The sequence below is a fragment of the Mesorhizobium sp. M4B.F.Ca.ET.017.02.2.1 genome (assembly GCF_003998955.1).
In the GTDB taxonomy this organism is placed as follows: Bacteria; Pseudomonadota; Alphaproteobacteria; order Rhizobiales; family Rhizobiaceae; genus Mesorhizobium; species Mesorhizobium abyssinicae.
Genome location: NZ_RZOF01000044.1, coordinates 12,625 through 27,386 on the forward strand (window position 1 = coordinate 12,625; position 14,762 = coordinate 27,386).

The window sequence follows — 14,762 nt, forward strand, 5'->3', positions numbered from 1 at the left end:
TAGGGCAGGGGTTCGGATCACCTGCCCGGGCGGACATGTCAAGCATCAACCTCAAACTTTTGCAGACGTTCCTGCTTGCCGCGGAAAACGGCAGCTTCCGGCGCGCGGCCGAAGAGAGCAACCGCTCGCCATCGGCCGTCTCCATGCAGATACGCGATCTCGAGGAGCAGATCGGCATCTCACTCTTCATCCGCACGGCGCAGCGCGCCAGCCTGACGCCGGAAGGGCAGGTGCTGTTCGAGGAGATCGCCAACGCGATGTCGCAGGTGCAGACCAGCCTCGACCGGCTGACGGAGATCGCCGCGCGGCGCAAGGGCAAGGTACAGATCGCCTGCGCGCCGACGCTTGCGGCGAGCCGGCTGGGCGACATACTGGCGACGTTCAAGCTGCGCTATCCGCGCTCGATCGTCGAGGTCATCGAGACCCCGCCACAGGCGGCACTTGCGCTGTTGCAGCAGCAGGAGGTCGAATTCTACATCGGCCCCGAACTGCCGAACCTCAACGACTTCCAGTTCGAGTCGATCCTCGATGATCCGCTGATGGCCTGCATCCCGGTGGAAACCTATGGCGGCGAAAAGAAGCTCAATCTGTCCGACCTGAAGCGCTTCCCGCTGATCCTGCTCAACCGCAAGACGGCGGTGCGCGGCCTTCTAGACCGGCTGACGGCGGCGGAAGGGATCGAACTCAAGCCGCAATATGAAGTCGAAAGCGCGCAGACCGCGGTGGCGCTGGTGTCGTCGGGACTGGGCGTCTGCGTGGTGCCTGGCATCGCCATCTCGCGCAACGACGAGCGCATGCGGGTGGTGCCGATCGACCATCGCGACGCCCACCGCGCGGTCGGCATCATCACCGCCCGGGGTTACGTGCACCACTCGTTCTCCGAGCAGCTGATGAACCTGATCCGCACCAATCTGCGTGAGCTTGGCTCACTGACTTAAGGGTATGCCTAGTCAGTCTGGATCCAGACCGACTTCGTCTCCAAATATTCGTGCAGATGCTCGACGCCGCCTTCGCGGCCGTAGCCCGACATCTTCATGCCGCCGAACGGCACCGCCGGGTCGATGGCGTGGTACATGTTGACCCAGACCGAACCGGCCTTGACGCGACGCGCCAGCTTGTGCGCGGTGCCGAGATTGGTGGTGAAGATACCCGCCGCCAGGCCGTAAGGCGTCGCGTTGGCGCGCGCGACGGCCTCATCCAGCGTGTCGAAGGGCATTGCCGAGATGACCGGCCCGAAGATTTCTTCGCGTGCGATGGTCATCTTGTCCGACACCGCGCCGAAGACGGTCGGGGCGATGAAGTTGCCGCCGTCATAGAGCTCGCCGGTCAGCCGCGAGCCGCCGGCGACCAGCTCGGCGCCCTCGTCGCTGCCGGCCTTGATGTAGCCTTCCACCTTGCCGGCCTGCCTTGAGTTGATGAGCGGCCCGATTTCGGTCTCCGCCTCGATGCCGTGGCCGATGCGCAGCTTGCCGGCAAACTCGGCGACCCGGCGCACGAACTCGTCATGGATCTCGCGCGCCACGAACAACCGCGAGCCGGCGATGCAGATCTGGCCCGAATGCACGAACACCGCCATCGCCGCGATCGGCACCGCCTTGTCGATATCGGCGTCGCGGCAGACGATGATCGGCGACTTGCCGCCGAGCTCCAGCGAAACGCGCTTGAGGTTGGCGACGCCGGCGCGGGCGATCGCCTGGCCGGTCAACGTAGAGCCGGTGAAGACGATCTTGTTGACGCCCGGATGTTCGGCAAGCCTTGCGCCGGCCTCGGCGCCGGTTCCGGTGACGATGTTGACGACGCCGTCGGGAACGCCGGCTTCCTGCATCAGCTTCGCGATCAGGAGCGGCGTCAGCGATGCATCCTCCGACGGCTTCAGCACGATGGTGCAGCCGGTGGCCAGCGCCGGTGCGATCTTCCAGATGGAGGCGGCGGTCGGCGCATTCCAGGGAATGATGGCGCCGACGACGCCAACCGGCTCGCGCCGGGTGAAGGTGACGATTTCGCCCGGGATGGAGTTGTCGATTGCCTCGCCATGCAGCGCGGTCGCCATGCCGGCATAGAAGCGCAGCATGCCGATGACGCGGCGCCGGTTGGCCAGCGTGCGCGTGATCGGCAGCCCCATGTCGAGCGTGTCGGAGACGCAGAGCTCTTCCCAATGCGTCTCGAACAGATCGGCGATCCTGAGCAGCACGCATTGCCGCTCGTAGGGCGAGAATTTGGACCAGGGGCCTTCGAAGGCAGCGCGCGCCGCGGCCACCGCCGCGTCGACATCGGCGGCCGAGCCGCGCGGCACTGTCGCCAGCACCTCTCCCGTCGCCGGGTTCAGCGCCTGCATCACCTCTGCGGATTGCGCCGCAACCCACTTGCCGCCGATGAACATCGGCCGGAATTCGCCATGGTAGAGCGCCGTGGCCTTCGCCCTCGGGTCGAAGTTCAGCGTCATCGTCTCCTCCTCACGAATTCCGGGCCGACTATTACTCCCAGCGCCGGCGACCTCAAACAAGGAAAGCTAAAAGGGCGTTCAGATAATCGGACTGTGCAACACAAGCGTCTTCCCCGATGGTTCCGGCAATGGAGGTAGAGATATGAGACTTGCTGGCAAGGTCGCCATCGTCACCGGTGGCGCTTCCGGATTTGGCGAAGGCATCGTCAAGAAATTCGTCGAGGAAGGCGCGGCGGTCGTGCTGATGGACCGCGACCAAGCCGCTGCAGCCCGCGTCGCTGGCGTAGCCGGCGACAAGGTGCGGCCGATCGTCGGCGATGTCTCGACGCTGGAAAGCTTCGTCGTTGCCGCCGACCTTGCACGCTCGGCCTTCGGCGGGCTCGACATACTGGTCAACAATGCCGGCGTCGCGCAGCCGCCCTTGCCGCTGGAGACGATGGACGAAGGCCTGTTCGACCGCATCGCCAACGTCAATATGCGCTCGATCTATAACGGCGCGCGCGCCGTGGTGCCGCATTTCAAATCCATCAAAGCGGGCGCCATCCTGAATGTCGCTTCGACTGGCGGCGTCTCGCCGCGCCCGAACCTCACCTGGTACAACGCCTCCAAGGGCTGGGCGATCGCCGCCACCCGCGCCATGGCGGTGGAGCTTGCGCCCTTCGGCATACGCGTCAACGCGATCAACCCGGTTGCCGGCGACACGCCGCTTCTGTCCACCTTCATCGGCTCCGGCGAGGAAAACCGCGCCCGCGTCGTCGCCACCATTCCGATCGGCCGGCTGTCGACGCCGCAGGACATGGGCAACGCCGCCGCGTTCCTGTGCTCCGACGAAGCCGGCATGATCACCGGCGTCGACCTCAATGTCGACGGCGGCAAGTGCATATGAGTTCCTGAGGGGTTGGCGATGAAGGATGTCTACCAGATCGCGGTCGTGCATGGCGACGGCATCGGGCCCGAGGTCTGCGCGGCGGCCGTCGAGGTGGTGAAGGCGGCGCTCGGGCCGGACTGCCCTTTGCGCTTCACCGAATACCCCGCCGGCGCCGAGCATTTCCTGAAGACGGGGCAGAGTTTTCCCGAACCGACCTTCGAAGCGTGCCGCGCCGCGGACGCGATCCTGCACGGCGCCGGCGGCCTGCCGGGCGTGGTCTATCCCGACGGCACGGAAGCAGGCCTCGACTTCACGCTCAAGCTCCGTTTCGAACTCGATCTCTACGCCAACATCCGCCCGATCAGGCTCTTCGAAGGGGTGACGAGTCCGCTCAGCGGGGTGAAGGCGGGCGACATCGACTACGTCATCCTGCGCGAGAACAGTGAGGGGCTCTATGCGGCGCGCGGAGCAGGGGCGCTGCTGCGCGGCGAGGTGGCGGTCGACACGCTCGTGCAGACGCGCGCCGGCATCGAGCGCATCGTGCGCAAGGCCTTCGAACTGGCACGCCAGTCGAACGGCGCGCCCCGCGACGGCGTGCGGCGGGTTACATGTTGCGACAAGGCCAACGTGCTGCGCAGCTACGCGTTTTTCCGCTCCGTCTTCGACGAGGTGGCAAAGGACTATCCCGACATCGCGACCGAACATGCGCTGGTCGACGCCATGGCCATGCACCTCGTGCTGAAGCCCGGCCATTTCAACATCATCGTCAGCGAAAACATGTTCGGCGACATCCTCTCCGACCTGGCGGCGGCGACGGTCGGCGGAATGGGAATGGCGCCGTCGGCCGAGGTTGGCGACACGAAGGGCTTTTTCCAGGCCGCGCACGGCTCGGCGCCGGACATTGCCGGTAAGGGGATCGCCAACCCCTACGGGACGATCCTGTCGGCGGCGGCCATGCTCGATTGGCTCGGCCGTGGACATGGCGACGAAAGGCTGCTCCGGGCCGCCGAGCAAATCCGTCGTGTGACGGAGGCTTGCCTGGCGGGCGGGCTGCTCAGCGCCGACCTGAAGGGAAGATCTTCGACCGCCGAGATCACCGGGAACGTCTGCGACCGGCTCGCGGCGTGAGGCGGGGCAGGCCAGGAACTGACCTTGTGCGATAACCGTGCCGGCTTCGAGTTTCATCCTGACATAAATGGGCTAACCGCCATGTTAGGGTCCCACGATCGAGGACAGCTGTTACGTGCTGTTCTGAAATGAGAGGAGCGTTTCCCACGTCCAGGATCAGCCGTCGCACCGTGCTCTTCCGGTCAGGCACTGCCGTTGTCGGCATGACCGTATCAGCCACGTCACTCGCCGCAGAGGCATCGCGTCTAGAGGCAGAACCGTCGAACGCCCTGCGAGCGTTGATCGACGGGCACAAGACGGCATATGCGGCGTTCCTCAAAGCCGTCCACGAAACGGGTGCCGACAGCCGCGACTACGCTGAAGCCAGCCGGGAAGAGGAGAGGGCGCTGATCTCCATCTGCGCCTTTCCCGTGGCCACGCAAGGCGATCGCTTTGCCAAGGCAACATATCTTCTCGCGATCGAGGCGCGCGGTGAACTGGATTTGCCAGAGCACATGCAAGCTCTGCTCCACTCCACGACGTGGACGGTATGAGATCGCGGCCGTTTGGCCAGCGGTTCTCCGTCAGATAGCCAGCCGCGCTCATACCCTGGCCGTCGGGTTCGTTCGCACATCGCGACTGCAAAAGAACCGCAGGATTTTGCCTCACGTGAGCCCGTGGCGGACGAGGTGGCGAACGACAGGTGAGAACATGTCCTGGCCGATATATGTTCCCGTATTGGCGCGCTCGAAAAGTGGTTCAGCGACCGTCGCATCGTCGACCACTGGAATACCTGCCTGGCGTGCTTGCGCAGCCATCTCGTCGGCCGCGCGGCCCTGGCCCTTGCCGACGACGGTCGGCACCGGCGTTTCGCCTTTGATGTAACGCAACGCCACGGCGCGGTCGCCGGTCACGAAGACGATGACCGCATTTCTCACGCCAAGCTTCGCAGGTTGCGTCACCGCCTGGCGCCGCTGCCGCTGCTGCTCGTTGCGGATCAAGGGATCGCCTTCGAGATCCTTGTGTTCGCGCTTGTATTCGGTTGTCGTCATGCGCATGTCGCGAAGGAACAGCCAGCGCTGGATGGGAACGTCGATCACGCCGATGACGACAAAGGCCAGGGCGGCGGCGATTCCAAGAGGTGTCAACACCGCCATGATGATTGGCTCCAGGCATGACGGGCCGCAGCCCGGCGCATCGAAGAGCGGCTGCAGCCACGCCATCAGGATGAACACGAACAGGCTTGCCAGCAACACCACCTTGGCCAGGCCCTTGGCGAACTCGATGACGTTGCGGAGCGACAGGATCTTCTGCAGGCCCTTCGCCGGATTTATGTGATCGAACTGCGGCTTGAGCGGTTCAAACGAGAAGACCGGCCCGAACGTCCCCAGCATGCCGAAGGCAACGGTGAGAACGACGACGATCCCGACCAGCGGCAATGTGGCAAGCATCAGCAGCGAGAACGAATGGCGGATGGCCCGCAGGCTGGCGTCCCCGAACGGCTCGCCGGGTATCGTCACGGTCTGCACGAGGTCCGAAAGGCGCTTGAAGAGCGTCGGCCAGGCAAAATAGAGATACGCCAGCGCCGCGAAAAGCGTGAAGCCGGAGACCAGGTCGCGGCTCTGCGGAACCTGGCCCTTGCGGCGGGCGTCACGGAGTTTCTTGTCCGATGCCGGTAGCTTCTTTTCCTCAGCGTCTTCGGCCATGTTGCAATCTTACCGCACAGTTGTGGTTCCAGTGGGCCGATGTGCGGCAGCGATGCCGGACGCCAAGGCGAGCGCTGCGGTATCGTGGATTGTCAGCCCGTTCCTCTCCTGATTCCCCTAATGTCCCCGTCCGTCCGGCTGCCGTCATGAGGCAGCCTCTTGCCCGGCTTTCGCCTGAGCCGACGGCAGCGCCTGCGAGCGCGCGCCGGTTCTGACCGTGCGGCCGGTGATCGTGGCCAAAGGCTGGACGTTGAATTCCTGCGCGAGTTCCTGGAACGACAGGACGGGAAGCTCGATGGCATTGTGCATCAGCAAGGTGCGCATGTGCCGGCGCACGTCCATCGCGGCGAGGACGACGGGCGAGACATCGATGGAGCTCTGCGACAGGGCTCGCTCGATCTCGGTCACCAGGGCCTGCGCGTCATCGTCCGAAAGGTTCAGGAATGTGCCGGTCGAGGTGCCTTGCACCGCGTTGCGCAGGATATCCTCGGCCGACCGCTGCAGCACGTAGGCCGCGATGATGTTGTTGCGGCCGGCGGAGCGGAAGCTGATCTGGCGCTTCAACGACGTGCGGACATATTCCGTCAGCAGGACGACGTCCTGCTCGCGTTGGCCCCATTCGATCAGCGCTTCCAGGATGAGGCGCAGATTGCGGATCGGCACGTTCTCGCCGACGAGCCGGCGAAGCACTTCCGCGATCTTCTGCAGCGGCACGATCTCCTGAGCCTGCCTGACCAGATCCGCGTAGTCCGGCTCGATGTCCGACAAGAGCCTGCGTGTCTCCTGAATCCCGACGAAATGGCCGGCATAGAGCCGCAGCGCATTTCCGGTCCACTTGGCCGCTGTTTCCGCCGGCGTGGAGAAGGCGAAGCCGGCTTCCCTCAATGCCGGCAGGTGGCTGTCGTCGACCCACGCGAATCTGCGCTGGCCGGCAATCGAGGAACCGCCTTCGTAAGCCACCTCGAGCAGGTCGAGATGCGTTGCATCCGCCTCGACAAGAACGCGGTCCGCGGGAATCTCGGCGTCGAGGATGGGCGCACCCTCCAGATCGATGCGGATGCCGCGAGGCGAAAGCATCTCGTCGACCTGCATGCCGATGGCCGGAACGTCGACACCGAGATCGCCGAAGAGCTCGCGGCGCACGCCATCGGCCAGGGCGGCAAATTCGGGCTCCGGGATGGAGCGTGCGAGATCGGCTCCGAAGCGTACGACGATGCGGTAGGAAGGAGGCAGCGTTCCGGTGGAGATTGCTGAAAGCGCTGCGGAATTCCCCGGCTGTTCGCGCATGGCGATCTGGCCGGCGGCGTCCTCAGGCTCGGATTCCCGGGCGGTGCGGCGACTGATTGCGTAGGCGCCGGCGCCGAAGCAGGCGCCGAGGATCAGGAACACGATCGACGGGAAGCCTGGCACGATGGCCAGGCCGACCATGATCACCGCAGCGAGCGCGAGCGCTCGGGAGTCGCGCAGGAGCTGGCTGGTTATTTGCTGGCCAAGGTCGCCTGTCCCGTCCGCGCTGCCGACCCGCGTCACCATCGTGCCCGCGGCCACGGCGACGAGCAGTGCCGGTATTTGCGCCACCAGCCCGTCACCCACGGTGAGCAGCGAGTAGGTCGCGGCCGCATCCCCCAATGACATGTCGTGCTGCAGCGTTCCGACCGCGAAACCACCGATCAGGTTGACCAGAATGATCACGATACCGGCGATGACGTCGCCCTTGACGAATTTCATGGCGCCGTCCATCGCGCCGAACAGCTGGCTCTCGCGCTCCAGCTGCTGGCGCAGGCGTCGCGCCTCCGCCTGGTCGATGTCGCCGTTGCGCAGCTCCGCATCGATGCTCATCTGCTTGCCCGGCAGTGCATCGAGTGTGAAGCGTGCGGCCACTTCGGCGACGCGCTCGGCACCCCGCGCGACCACGATGAACTGTGCGACGGTGATGATCAGGAAGATGACCAGGCCGACCGCAATGCTGCCGCCGACGACAAAGGTGCCGAAGGCGGTAATGATCTCGCCAGCATCGGCCTGTAGCAGGATCAGTCGCGTCGTCGTGATCGTGATCGCCAGCCGGAACAAGGTGGCGATCAGGATGACCGACGGCAGCGACGAGAACTGAAGCGGATGGGAAACGTAAAACGATGCCAGCAGGATGAGCACGCTGATGGCGATGTTGGCGGTGATGAGAATGTCGACGAGGAAAGTCGGCAAGGGAATGAGCATCATCACCACCGCGACGAGCAGCAGGACGGCGATGACCAGGTCGCTGCGGCGTGACAGCCTGGCAAGGAATTGCAGCACCCGCTCCGACACGGTCATGTTCATTGAACGCCTCGTTGCGAAAGGAAACTCAGCAGGGCGCTGTGCGCCTCGGTCTTGCGCCCCGCCACGAGCAAGGCGCGGCTCTTCAGCAAGGCAAGCGCCGGATGGTCCATTCCTTCCAAGGTCTCCAGCCTGGCAATCGTGGCCAGCGCCTTTTCCGCCTCGCCATCGAGGATGAGCAGATGCGCCAATGTCCTCAGCACGCCGGCATTTCCCGGCGACAGCTGCGCGGCGATAAGCAGATAGGCCGCGCCCCGCTTTGCCTGCCCGTGAGACCCGTAGAGAAAGCCCAGGACATGCAGCAGATGCACGGTGTCATCCGGGCCGGTCAGATTTCGATTCCTTCCTGCATGCGACCAAGCAGGTCGCGATGACGCTCGATTTCATCCTCCATCAGCGTTCTCGCAAGCGACTTGAGCTGCTCGCCGCCCTCGAGGTTGGGAACCAGGTGCGTCACAAAATGCTGGAGGATAGGCACGGAGCGCCGCAGGATGGCTGGCTCGGGTATACGGGGCATGACGAAGTCGATGAGGATGTCATCAAGCGATTCGCCTGCCGCTTCCCTGGAGGACTGAAACTCCGCGGTTTGCGGCCTTTCAGCACCAGCGGCGGATTTCGTTCCCTGAGCACGGCCCGCGGCCTTGTCGGCGCCATTCATCCGTCGCCGGTTGATTGCCTGACCGCGCACGCCTTCCGCCTGGCGCACCTCGCGGCCAGCCGTGTCCATCCTTGCCGAATCGAATCGCGGCCCTTCAAGCCGACGGTTCACGGGTATTTCAGCGCGACCGTGGCGCCGCCCTTCGTCAGGAGAAGTTCCGTCTCGCCGATGTGCTTGATGGTCCAGCCGTCATTGGTGAATGCACCTTCGTGGTAGCGCGCGCCATCGGCTGCGATGACGTAAGGCCGCTCGCCATACCAGATCGCCTGCAGCGTCAGGCGCGGGGCCTGCTCGGCGTTGCCGATCATGACGTTGGAGACCAGCGGAATGTGTGCGCCGAAGGCCTGGTCGAACCACGATTGCGTTTCCGTCCAGACGCCGCTCTGGTCATTCGGGATCATGCCCGACACCACGAGGCGTCCCGGCGATCGCTGAACGGTCAAGGTCCTTATGCCGGATTGCTCGAGACGCAGCTTGAGCTGACTTTCCGCTTCGGCGGCGGTCTGAATTTGCGCCGGCGACGAATCGTCCAGGACCTGTTGGCCCGGCTCGCCGGCGAAGGCCATTCTGATCGGTTCGCCATCTTTCGAGGGGCGCGTCTCGCCAACATCGGGCTTGGCGAGAGAGAGCCCGTTCGCGGCGAGGGAAAGAGCGAATACGGCGCACAGAACGCTGCCCGCCACCAGCACGGGGCGATTGGAAAAGGACCACCGACTTGCGGGGCGTTCCGGGTTGACCAGCCGGATACGGGCGTCGCCGACACTTACGGTGAGCGGCAGCCTGCAGCGGCTGCCGTGGCCTTCATGGATGGTTTCGCCTGTGGCGAGCGTTACATCGCCGCCGACGGCCTCGATTTCAAACTGGCTGCCCTTGCGCCGCAGCCTTGCGTGGACCGGCGCGATGCCGGCATCCCTCAGCACAATGTCGGATTCCGTGCTGGAGCCGATCGTGTACAGCGTCTCCACCAGGCTGAGTTCGGCGCCGGCGTGGAATCCGTGGGTGACGCTGAGCACAACGAAACCTCCGGATGCCGGGGAGGGGGCGATGATCGACCGCAACCGGCGCGCTGGCGCGGCATCCAGATACCTGCCGATAGGACTATCGGTCATGCCACTTCATCTCCCGCCGATGACGATTTCAAATGCAGCGACGACGGCGTTGAAAGCTTCCTGCCGTGCAAGTACGCCGCCGGTTGCTTCGGCGGCGTACGGGTTCGAGATCCGCCTTAGGCCTTCTCAGCCGACTGGCCGAGCGTCCTCGCGGTGCTCATCAGCATGTCATGCTGGGATTTCGCGATCTCTTTCGTGATCTCCAGCCCAAACATGCGCTCCTGGTGCTTGATCATCTTGTCCAGGTTCTGTTCCGGCGACCCTGCAGAGCCGGACGTAATGGGAGGGGTAGCAGCCATCATTGTCTCCTTGCGAGAAATTCAAGTCGCAAACGCCGGACTCACACCGCTGCGCTCCGGCACATTGCCAAGGCAGCTTAAGGCAGCGTGGTTGAAAATGAAAGTCCATTTGGAATATTTGAGCCATACAAGTTCCAACTGTTGCGTTGGCCACGTTCTAGGAGTAACCTGCGAGGCGGGTGAATGGGGTATTTCGGATATGGAAAAAGGTCCTTTGGCCGAGCTGTTGGTCGAACGGTTCGAGAATATGCCGCCGCAGTTGCGGGTCGCGGCGCGTTTCGTGCTGGATCATCCCAAGGATGTCGCGCTGATGTCGATGCGCGAGCAGGCGCACCAGGCCGGCGTTTCCCACAGCACGATGATGCGGCTGGCGCGCTGGCTCGGGCTTGATGGCTACGAGGACATGCGCAGCCTCTATGCGCGAGCATTGCGTGAGACAATCGCCGGTGAGCCCGCGCGACAGGGTATCAAGCAGCATGGCGATCCGGGATATTCGACCGTCGGGGTCGTTGCCGATACGCTCGCGGCCCAGATTGCAAGTCTTGGCGAATATGGCAGTGCCGTGCAATTCATCGCCGCCGCCGGCCTGCTGGCGCGATCGTCCAATCTGTTCGTCCTGGCCACACGCTCCGCCTATCCGGTCGCGGGCCATTTCGCTCACATCATGTCGTTTCTGGCTGGCGGCGACCGCAAGGTGACGCTTGTCGGCGAGATGGGCGGACCTGGCCTCGATGTTCTGCAGCAGGCGGGACGCGGCGATGTGCTGCTGGCGATAGCCATGTCGCCGTATGAACGCACGACGATCGATGTTGCGCGGCAGTCGGTTCGGCAGGGCGTCGGCGTGGTGGCAATCACCGACAGCAGCGTGTCGCCGCTGGCCCGGATCGCGCGGGAAACAATCATCGTCACGTCAAATTCGCAGTCGTTCTTCCGCAGCCTGGCGCCGGCCTTCGCCGCCGTCGAAATCCTGGCGGCACTGACGGCTGCGCAGTCCGAGGTGGATGCCGCGGATCGAATTAAGCAGTCGGAAGAGCAGCTTGCCGCTTTCGGCATTTATTGGAAGCCCCCCAGATAGCATTGGAACGTTGCTGTCTGGGCGGGCGTGACGGCAGCCAGGCTGCCGGCAACGGTGATTCCCGGAGGTCGTCCAGATGGTTCGCCCGATAACGCTCGCCAAGCCGCCGGTCCAACCGCAAAAGGTCGACGCCAAAGCAAATGCCGCGCAGGTTGCGCGGCTGGAGGCGCAGGCAGCGCAACTGCGCGAGCAGATCCGGCTTGCCAACAGAATGGGCGAGCGCGATTGGGCGGCGCAGGCGCGCCAGCAACTGGCGCAGGTGAATAGCGAACTGAGTTGGCTTCAGCCGCCGCCGGTCGCGGTTCCGGCAATGCCGGGCGTCAATGTCGTCAACGCCAGCGCAGGCACGTCGGGCAATGGCGCGACAGTGGCGCCGGCTCTCTATGTGCGCCCCGATCTCGCCGCAACCGCCGCGACGGTGAAACTCGATGGGGGCCCGGCCGAAGAGAACCCCAAGGACGCGACGACCGCCCGCAACATTGTCAACGACGTCACCGGCGGCAAGAGCATCGACCAGATTGCGTCCGCTCGCGGCATGACGCGCGAACAGGTTATCGCCGCGCTCAGGTCCGGCGGGATGACCGTGTCGACCACCGACCCGACAAGCGGCAATGGCGACGTGCAGACGACGAAAATCACGGATGGCAGCGGCCGCACCGTCACCCAATATTACGACTACCAGCACGACAGCTACTATACGAGCGTCCAGGCACAACCCAATGGCGCGGCAACCACCACGCCGGTCCGCGACGGGCTCGGACGCAAGGAGACCAGCAGCTACAATCCCGATACCGGCGCCATCACGACGCGGTATGAAGACGATCTCGGCACAGGCACCGTCACCGAGCGGACGTCGATGCCCAACGGGACCTCGGTGGAAACGGTGACGCCGGGCGCCGGCCCGTCGCTTCCCGTCACCACCGTCACCGGTCCGGACGGCCGCAAGACCATATTGGCGGCCTCCCAGGATCCGGGCGGGGCCAGCACGCACAACATCAAGCAAGACCTTGCCGATGGAAAGAGCATCGAGCAGATCGCGCAGGAAAACGGCCTTACCAGCGAGCAGGTGATCGCCGAATTGCAGGCCGCCGGCTATAAGGTGACGGCCACCAGCAGCAGCGACGCGCAGTCGGTCGAGCTCGCCGATCCGCGCACCGGCGACAAGACGGTCTACTCTTACGACTATCAGCACGATGTACGCACCGTCACGACGACGGCGGACGGGAAAAAAACGTCGCAATCCATCGATGGCAACGGGACCGAAACCAAGACCGTCACCGACAAGGACGGCCGGGTGACGATGACCGTCACCGAGAAGATCAATGGCGGCAAGCCCGTCGAGTACGAGGTCAAGCCGGGCGACAACCTGACCCTGATCGCACGGAAATATGGCGTATCGCTCGACGATCTCAGGCGGACGAATCCCGGACTGTTCGATTCGGCCCGTGATCCGGACGTCATCAACGCCGGAGAAAAGGTCACCATCGAAGACGGCACGCGAACGACCGTGAAGGTCACGTTCAACGGCTATACGCTGACCACCACGCCCGATGGCAGCATGACGCTGCACAACGACACGACCGGCAGCGAGCTGAAGATCGAGGTTGGCACGGCGCAGCAGGCGTTGGCCGAACTGCTGATGAAAATCAACCCGCAGAGCAAGGATCCCGAGCAGGCCAAGACCGACACGGTTCTCAAGACGATTCTGGAAGGAGTGCTCGGCGGGGCAAGTCCTGAGCTTGCGCAAGAGGTCGCAGATAAGCAGCAAGCAGTAAAGGACGCGATCAAGCAATATGGTGGCGGAAGGCCGGCGACGCCGAATCTCGACGGCAGCGCCACATCGGTTGGCCCGTTCGGCGAGCCGCCGTCGGCTACGGCTCCGTCAGGCGGCAAGTGGGTGCCGCTGATGGTCGACGGGAGCTGGCAGTGGTTTGATCCGGAAGTTGCCAAGGCGATCGCCGCCGAAAACGCTGTGATAGCGCGTCTCGGCGAAGCACAGGCAAAGCCTGAGCAGAGCGGGGCCCAGCTCGACGTCTATGCGCTGGACCCCGAATTTAAGGGAGCCGTGAATAGCGCCGAGACGACACTCGATAAGGTGCTGGCGCCGTATGGGCTGCAATGGCAGGCCCCCGAGCCGAAAGGCACGCTGGCGGATGCGCAAAAGCGGCTGACCACCGCCAACAGCATGCTGCAAAGTGCCAGCACTGCCAGGGCCGAGTACGCACAGGGCGAGAAGAACCTCCTTGATGCTCTGGGCAAGCAGGCAACCCTGCCGATGCTCAGCGATCCGAGCAAGCCGTCCGTCGGTCCTGTCGGTGGGCCCAGCCGCGAGGAAACCAACCTGCAGGGCAAGGCCGAGCACGCGGGGGTGACGCAACTCTTCATCAACGCGGCGCTGCACACCGCGCGAGGCAACAAGGCCACCATCGACCAGATGGTCAGCGCGACGGAATTGGAGCTCTACGGCGTCAAATCCGGGAGTCCCGAGTATACAGAAATCAATGGCAGGCTTGAGGGACTGAAAGGCCTGCAGGGGCCGGCAGCCAGCCAGGTGACGCTGGCTGAGGCGTATGAGGAATTTGGCGTCGCGCAAAAAGATGCGGCCGACCTTGCCGTGGATGTCGAACCGATCAAGCAGGCATTGGTCGCCCAGGCGAAGCAGAGAAATCCGCACCATTTTGATTGGGACGGCTACACGAACGGCGAGGGTGACTTCACCGGCAAACTGAAATCGCAGCAAGTGATCGAGGAGAATGGACAGCTCTATCTCGTAAACACCTATGAGAATGATGTTTTCAGCGACAAAGACGGCAACGACACGCCAGTCCTAAAATATGCTCTGACATACGATCTCGGCGACAAGAATATCCGGGACGATTTCCGCAACAATCCGCTCAACAAACAGTGGCAGGAGCTGCTGGCATCGACACAAAGCTCGGCTTCGGCGCCGGTCTGCACGCCCAATGGGACAGGTTCGCAATCGGCGCTGGCGGCAGCCAAATCCAAGATCGTCGGGGTGCAGGTCGAGCAGTTCGACGCGAAGCTCAAAGATGCGAAAGCCAAGCTCGTCGACGCGACGACGGCTCGCGACAAAGCAATCACCGAGCATGGCGGGGGCACCGTCGAAGCGCCTGCCGGCACACTGCAGCCGGGCGAGAAGCCGGTAAAGGTCACGGTGAACGGC

General features: G+C 64.0%; 13 protein-coding genes. 6 read left to right on the forward strand and 7 right to left on the reverse strand.

Features of this window, described 5'->3' with window-relative positions:
- Nucleotides 1-35 precede the first annotated feature (35 nt).
- Entirely contained in the window at nucleotides 36-938 is a 903-nt protein-coding gene (locus EN738_RS08520; protein WP_127283298.1) for a LysR family transcriptional regulator, read from the forward strand.
- Nucleotides 939-946: 8 nt separating this feature from the next.
- On the opposite strand, the gene EN738_RS08525 is transcribed toward EN738_RS08520, so the two are convergent.
- Entirely contained in the window at nucleotides 947-2,443 is a 1,497-nt protein-coding gene (locus EN738_RS08525; protein ID WP_127283299.1) for an aldehyde dehydrogenase family protein, read from the reverse strand.
- A gap of 142 nt (nucleotides 2,444-2,585) precedes the next feature.
- Between EN738_RS08525 and EN738_RS08530 the strand changes: the two genes are divergently transcribed.
- From EN738_RS08530 to EN738_RS08540, 3 genes are all read left to right on the forward strand, one after another.
- Nucleotides 2,586-3,329 carry a glucose 1-dehydrogenase gene (locus EN738_RS08530; protein WP_127283300.1) on the forward strand — a complete coding sequence of 248 codons (744 nt, stop codon included), beginning with the start codon at nucleotides 2,586-2,588 and terminating at the stop codon, nucleotides 3,327-3,329.
- A gap of 18 nt (nucleotides 3,330-3,347) precedes the next feature.
- On the forward strand, nucleotides 3,348-4,439 hold the full coding sequence (locus EN738_RS08535) for an isocitrate/isopropylmalate dehydrogenase family protein (RefSeq protein ID WP_127283301.1): 1,092 nt from the start codon (nucleotides 3,348-3,350) through the stop codon (nucleotides 4,437-4,439).
- A 203-nt stretch (nucleotides 4,440-4,642) separates the two neighbouring features.
- Complete coding sequence (locus EN738_RS08540) at nucleotides 4,643-4,972, forward strand: hypothetical protein (protein WP_245494436.1); 330 nt, start codon at nucleotides 4,643-4,645, stop codon at nucleotides 4,970-4,972.
- Between the two features lie 111 nt (nucleotides 4,973-5,083).
- On the opposite strand, the gene EN738_RS08545 is transcribed toward EN738_RS08540, so the two are convergent.
- From EN738_RS08545 to EN738_RS08570, 6 genes are all read right to left on the reverse strand, one after another.
- Nucleotides 5,084-6,124, reverse strand: coding sequence for an EscU/YscU/HrcU family type III secretion system export apparatus switch protein (locus EN738_RS08545; protein ID WP_127283303.1), 1,041 nt, complete (start codon nucleotides 6,122-6,124; stop codon nucleotides 5,084-5,086).
- Nucleotides 6,125-6,268: 144 nt separating this feature from the next.
- The gene (gene sctV, locus EN738_RS08550; protein ID WP_245494437.1) at nucleotides 6,269-8,440 is read right to left on the reverse strand and encodes a type III secretion system export apparatus subunit SctV; all 2,172 of its coding nucleotides are present in this window, start codon (nucleotides 8,438-8,440) and stop codon (nucleotides 6,269-6,271) included.
- Nucleotides 8,437-8,748 carry a hypothetical protein gene (locus EN738_RS08555; RefSeq protein ID WP_245455579.1) on the reverse strand — a complete coding sequence of 104 codons (312 nt, stop codon included), beginning with the start codon at nucleotides 8,746-8,748 and terminating at the stop codon, nucleotides 8,437-8,439. Before EN738_RS08555 ends, sctV begins: the two co-directional genes overlap by 4 nt.
- Nucleotides 8,749-8,765: 17 nt before the next feature.
- On the reverse strand, nucleotides 8,766-9,164 hold the full coding sequence (locus EN738_RS08560) for a hypothetical protein (RefSeq protein ID WP_127283304.1): 399 nt from the start codon (nucleotides 9,162-9,164) through the stop codon (nucleotides 8,766-8,768).
- Nucleotides 9,165-9,202: 38 nt separating this feature from the next.
- The gene (locus tag EN738_RS08565; RefSeq protein WP_127283305.1) at nucleotides 9,203-10,204 is read right to left on the reverse strand and encodes an EscD/YscD/HrpQ family type III secretion system periplasmic domain-containing protein; all 1,002 of its coding nucleotides are present in this window, start codon (nucleotides 10,202-10,204) and stop codon (nucleotides 9,203-9,205) included.
- Between the two features lie 116 nt (nucleotides 10,205-10,320).
- Complete coding sequence (locus EN738_RS08570; protein ID WP_126092905.1) at nucleotides 10,321-10,503, reverse strand: hypothetical protein; 183 nt, start codon at nucleotides 10,501-10,503, stop codon at nucleotides 10,321-10,323.
- 97 nt (nucleotides 10,504-10,600) lie between these two features.
- On the opposite strand from EN738_RS08570, the gene EN738_RS08575 reads away from it, so the two are divergent.
- Together EN738_RS08575 and EN738_RS08580 are read left to right on the forward strand one after the other, a co-directional pair.
- Nucleotides 10,601-11,578, forward strand: coding sequence for a MurR/RpiR family transcriptional regulator (locus EN738_RS08575; protein ID WP_245494441.1), 978 nt, complete (start codon nucleotides 10,601-10,603; stop codon nucleotides 11,576-11,578).
- Between the two features lie 76 nt (nucleotides 11,579-11,654).
- Nucleotides 11,655-14,762: LysM domain-containing protein (locus tag EN738_RS08580; protein ID WP_127283306.1), on the forward strand; the 3,108-nt coding region annotated here is incomplete at its 3' end.

Excerpts from the sequence above, each read along its gene's own strand:
- EN738_RS08520 (WP_127283298.1), top strand. The coding sequence starts at position 36 with ATGTCAAGCATCAACCTCAAACTTTTGCAGACGTTCCTGCTTGCCGCG.
- EN738_RS08525 (WP_127283299.1), bottom strand. The coding sequence starts at position 2,443 with ATGACGCTGAACTTCGACCCGAGGGCGAAGGCCACGGCGCTCTACCAT.
- EN738_RS08530 (WP_127283300.1), top strand. The coding sequence starts at position 2,586 with ATGAGACTTGCTGGCAAGGTCGCCATCGTCACCGGTGGCGCTTCCGGA.
- EN738_RS08535 (WP_127283301.1), top strand. The coding sequence starts at position 3,348 with ATGAAGGATGTCTACCAGATCGCGGTCGTGCATGGCGACGGCATCGGG.
- EN738_RS08540 (WP_245494436.1), top strand. The coding sequence starts at position 4,643 with ATGACCGTATCAGCCACGTCACTCGCCGCAGAGGCATCGCGTCTAGAG.
- EN738_RS08545 (WP_127283303.1), bottom strand. The coding sequence starts at position 6,124 with ATGGCCGAAGACGCTGAGGAAAAGAAGCTACCGGCATCGGACAAGAAA.
- sctV (WP_245494437.1), bottom strand. The coding sequence starts at position 8,440 with ATGAACATGACCGTGTCGGAGCGGGTGCTGCAATTCCTTGCCAGGCTG.
- EN738_RS08560 (WP_127283304.1), bottom strand. The coding sequence starts at position 9,164 with ATGGACACGGCTGGCCGCGAGGTGCGCCAGGCGGAAGGCGTGCGCGGT.
- EN738_RS08565 (WP_127283305.1), bottom strand. The coding sequence starts at position 10,204 with ATGACCGATAGTCCTATCGGCAGGTATCTGGATGCCGCGCCAGCGCGC.
- EN738_RS08570 (WP_126092905.1), bottom strand. The coding sequence starts at position 10,503 with ATGGCTGCTACCCCTCCCATTACGTCCGGCTCTGCAGGGTCGCCGGAA.
- EN738_RS08575 (WP_245494441.1), top strand. The coding sequence starts at position 10,601 with ATGAAAGTCCATTTGGAATATTTGAGCCATACAAGTTCCAACTGTTGC.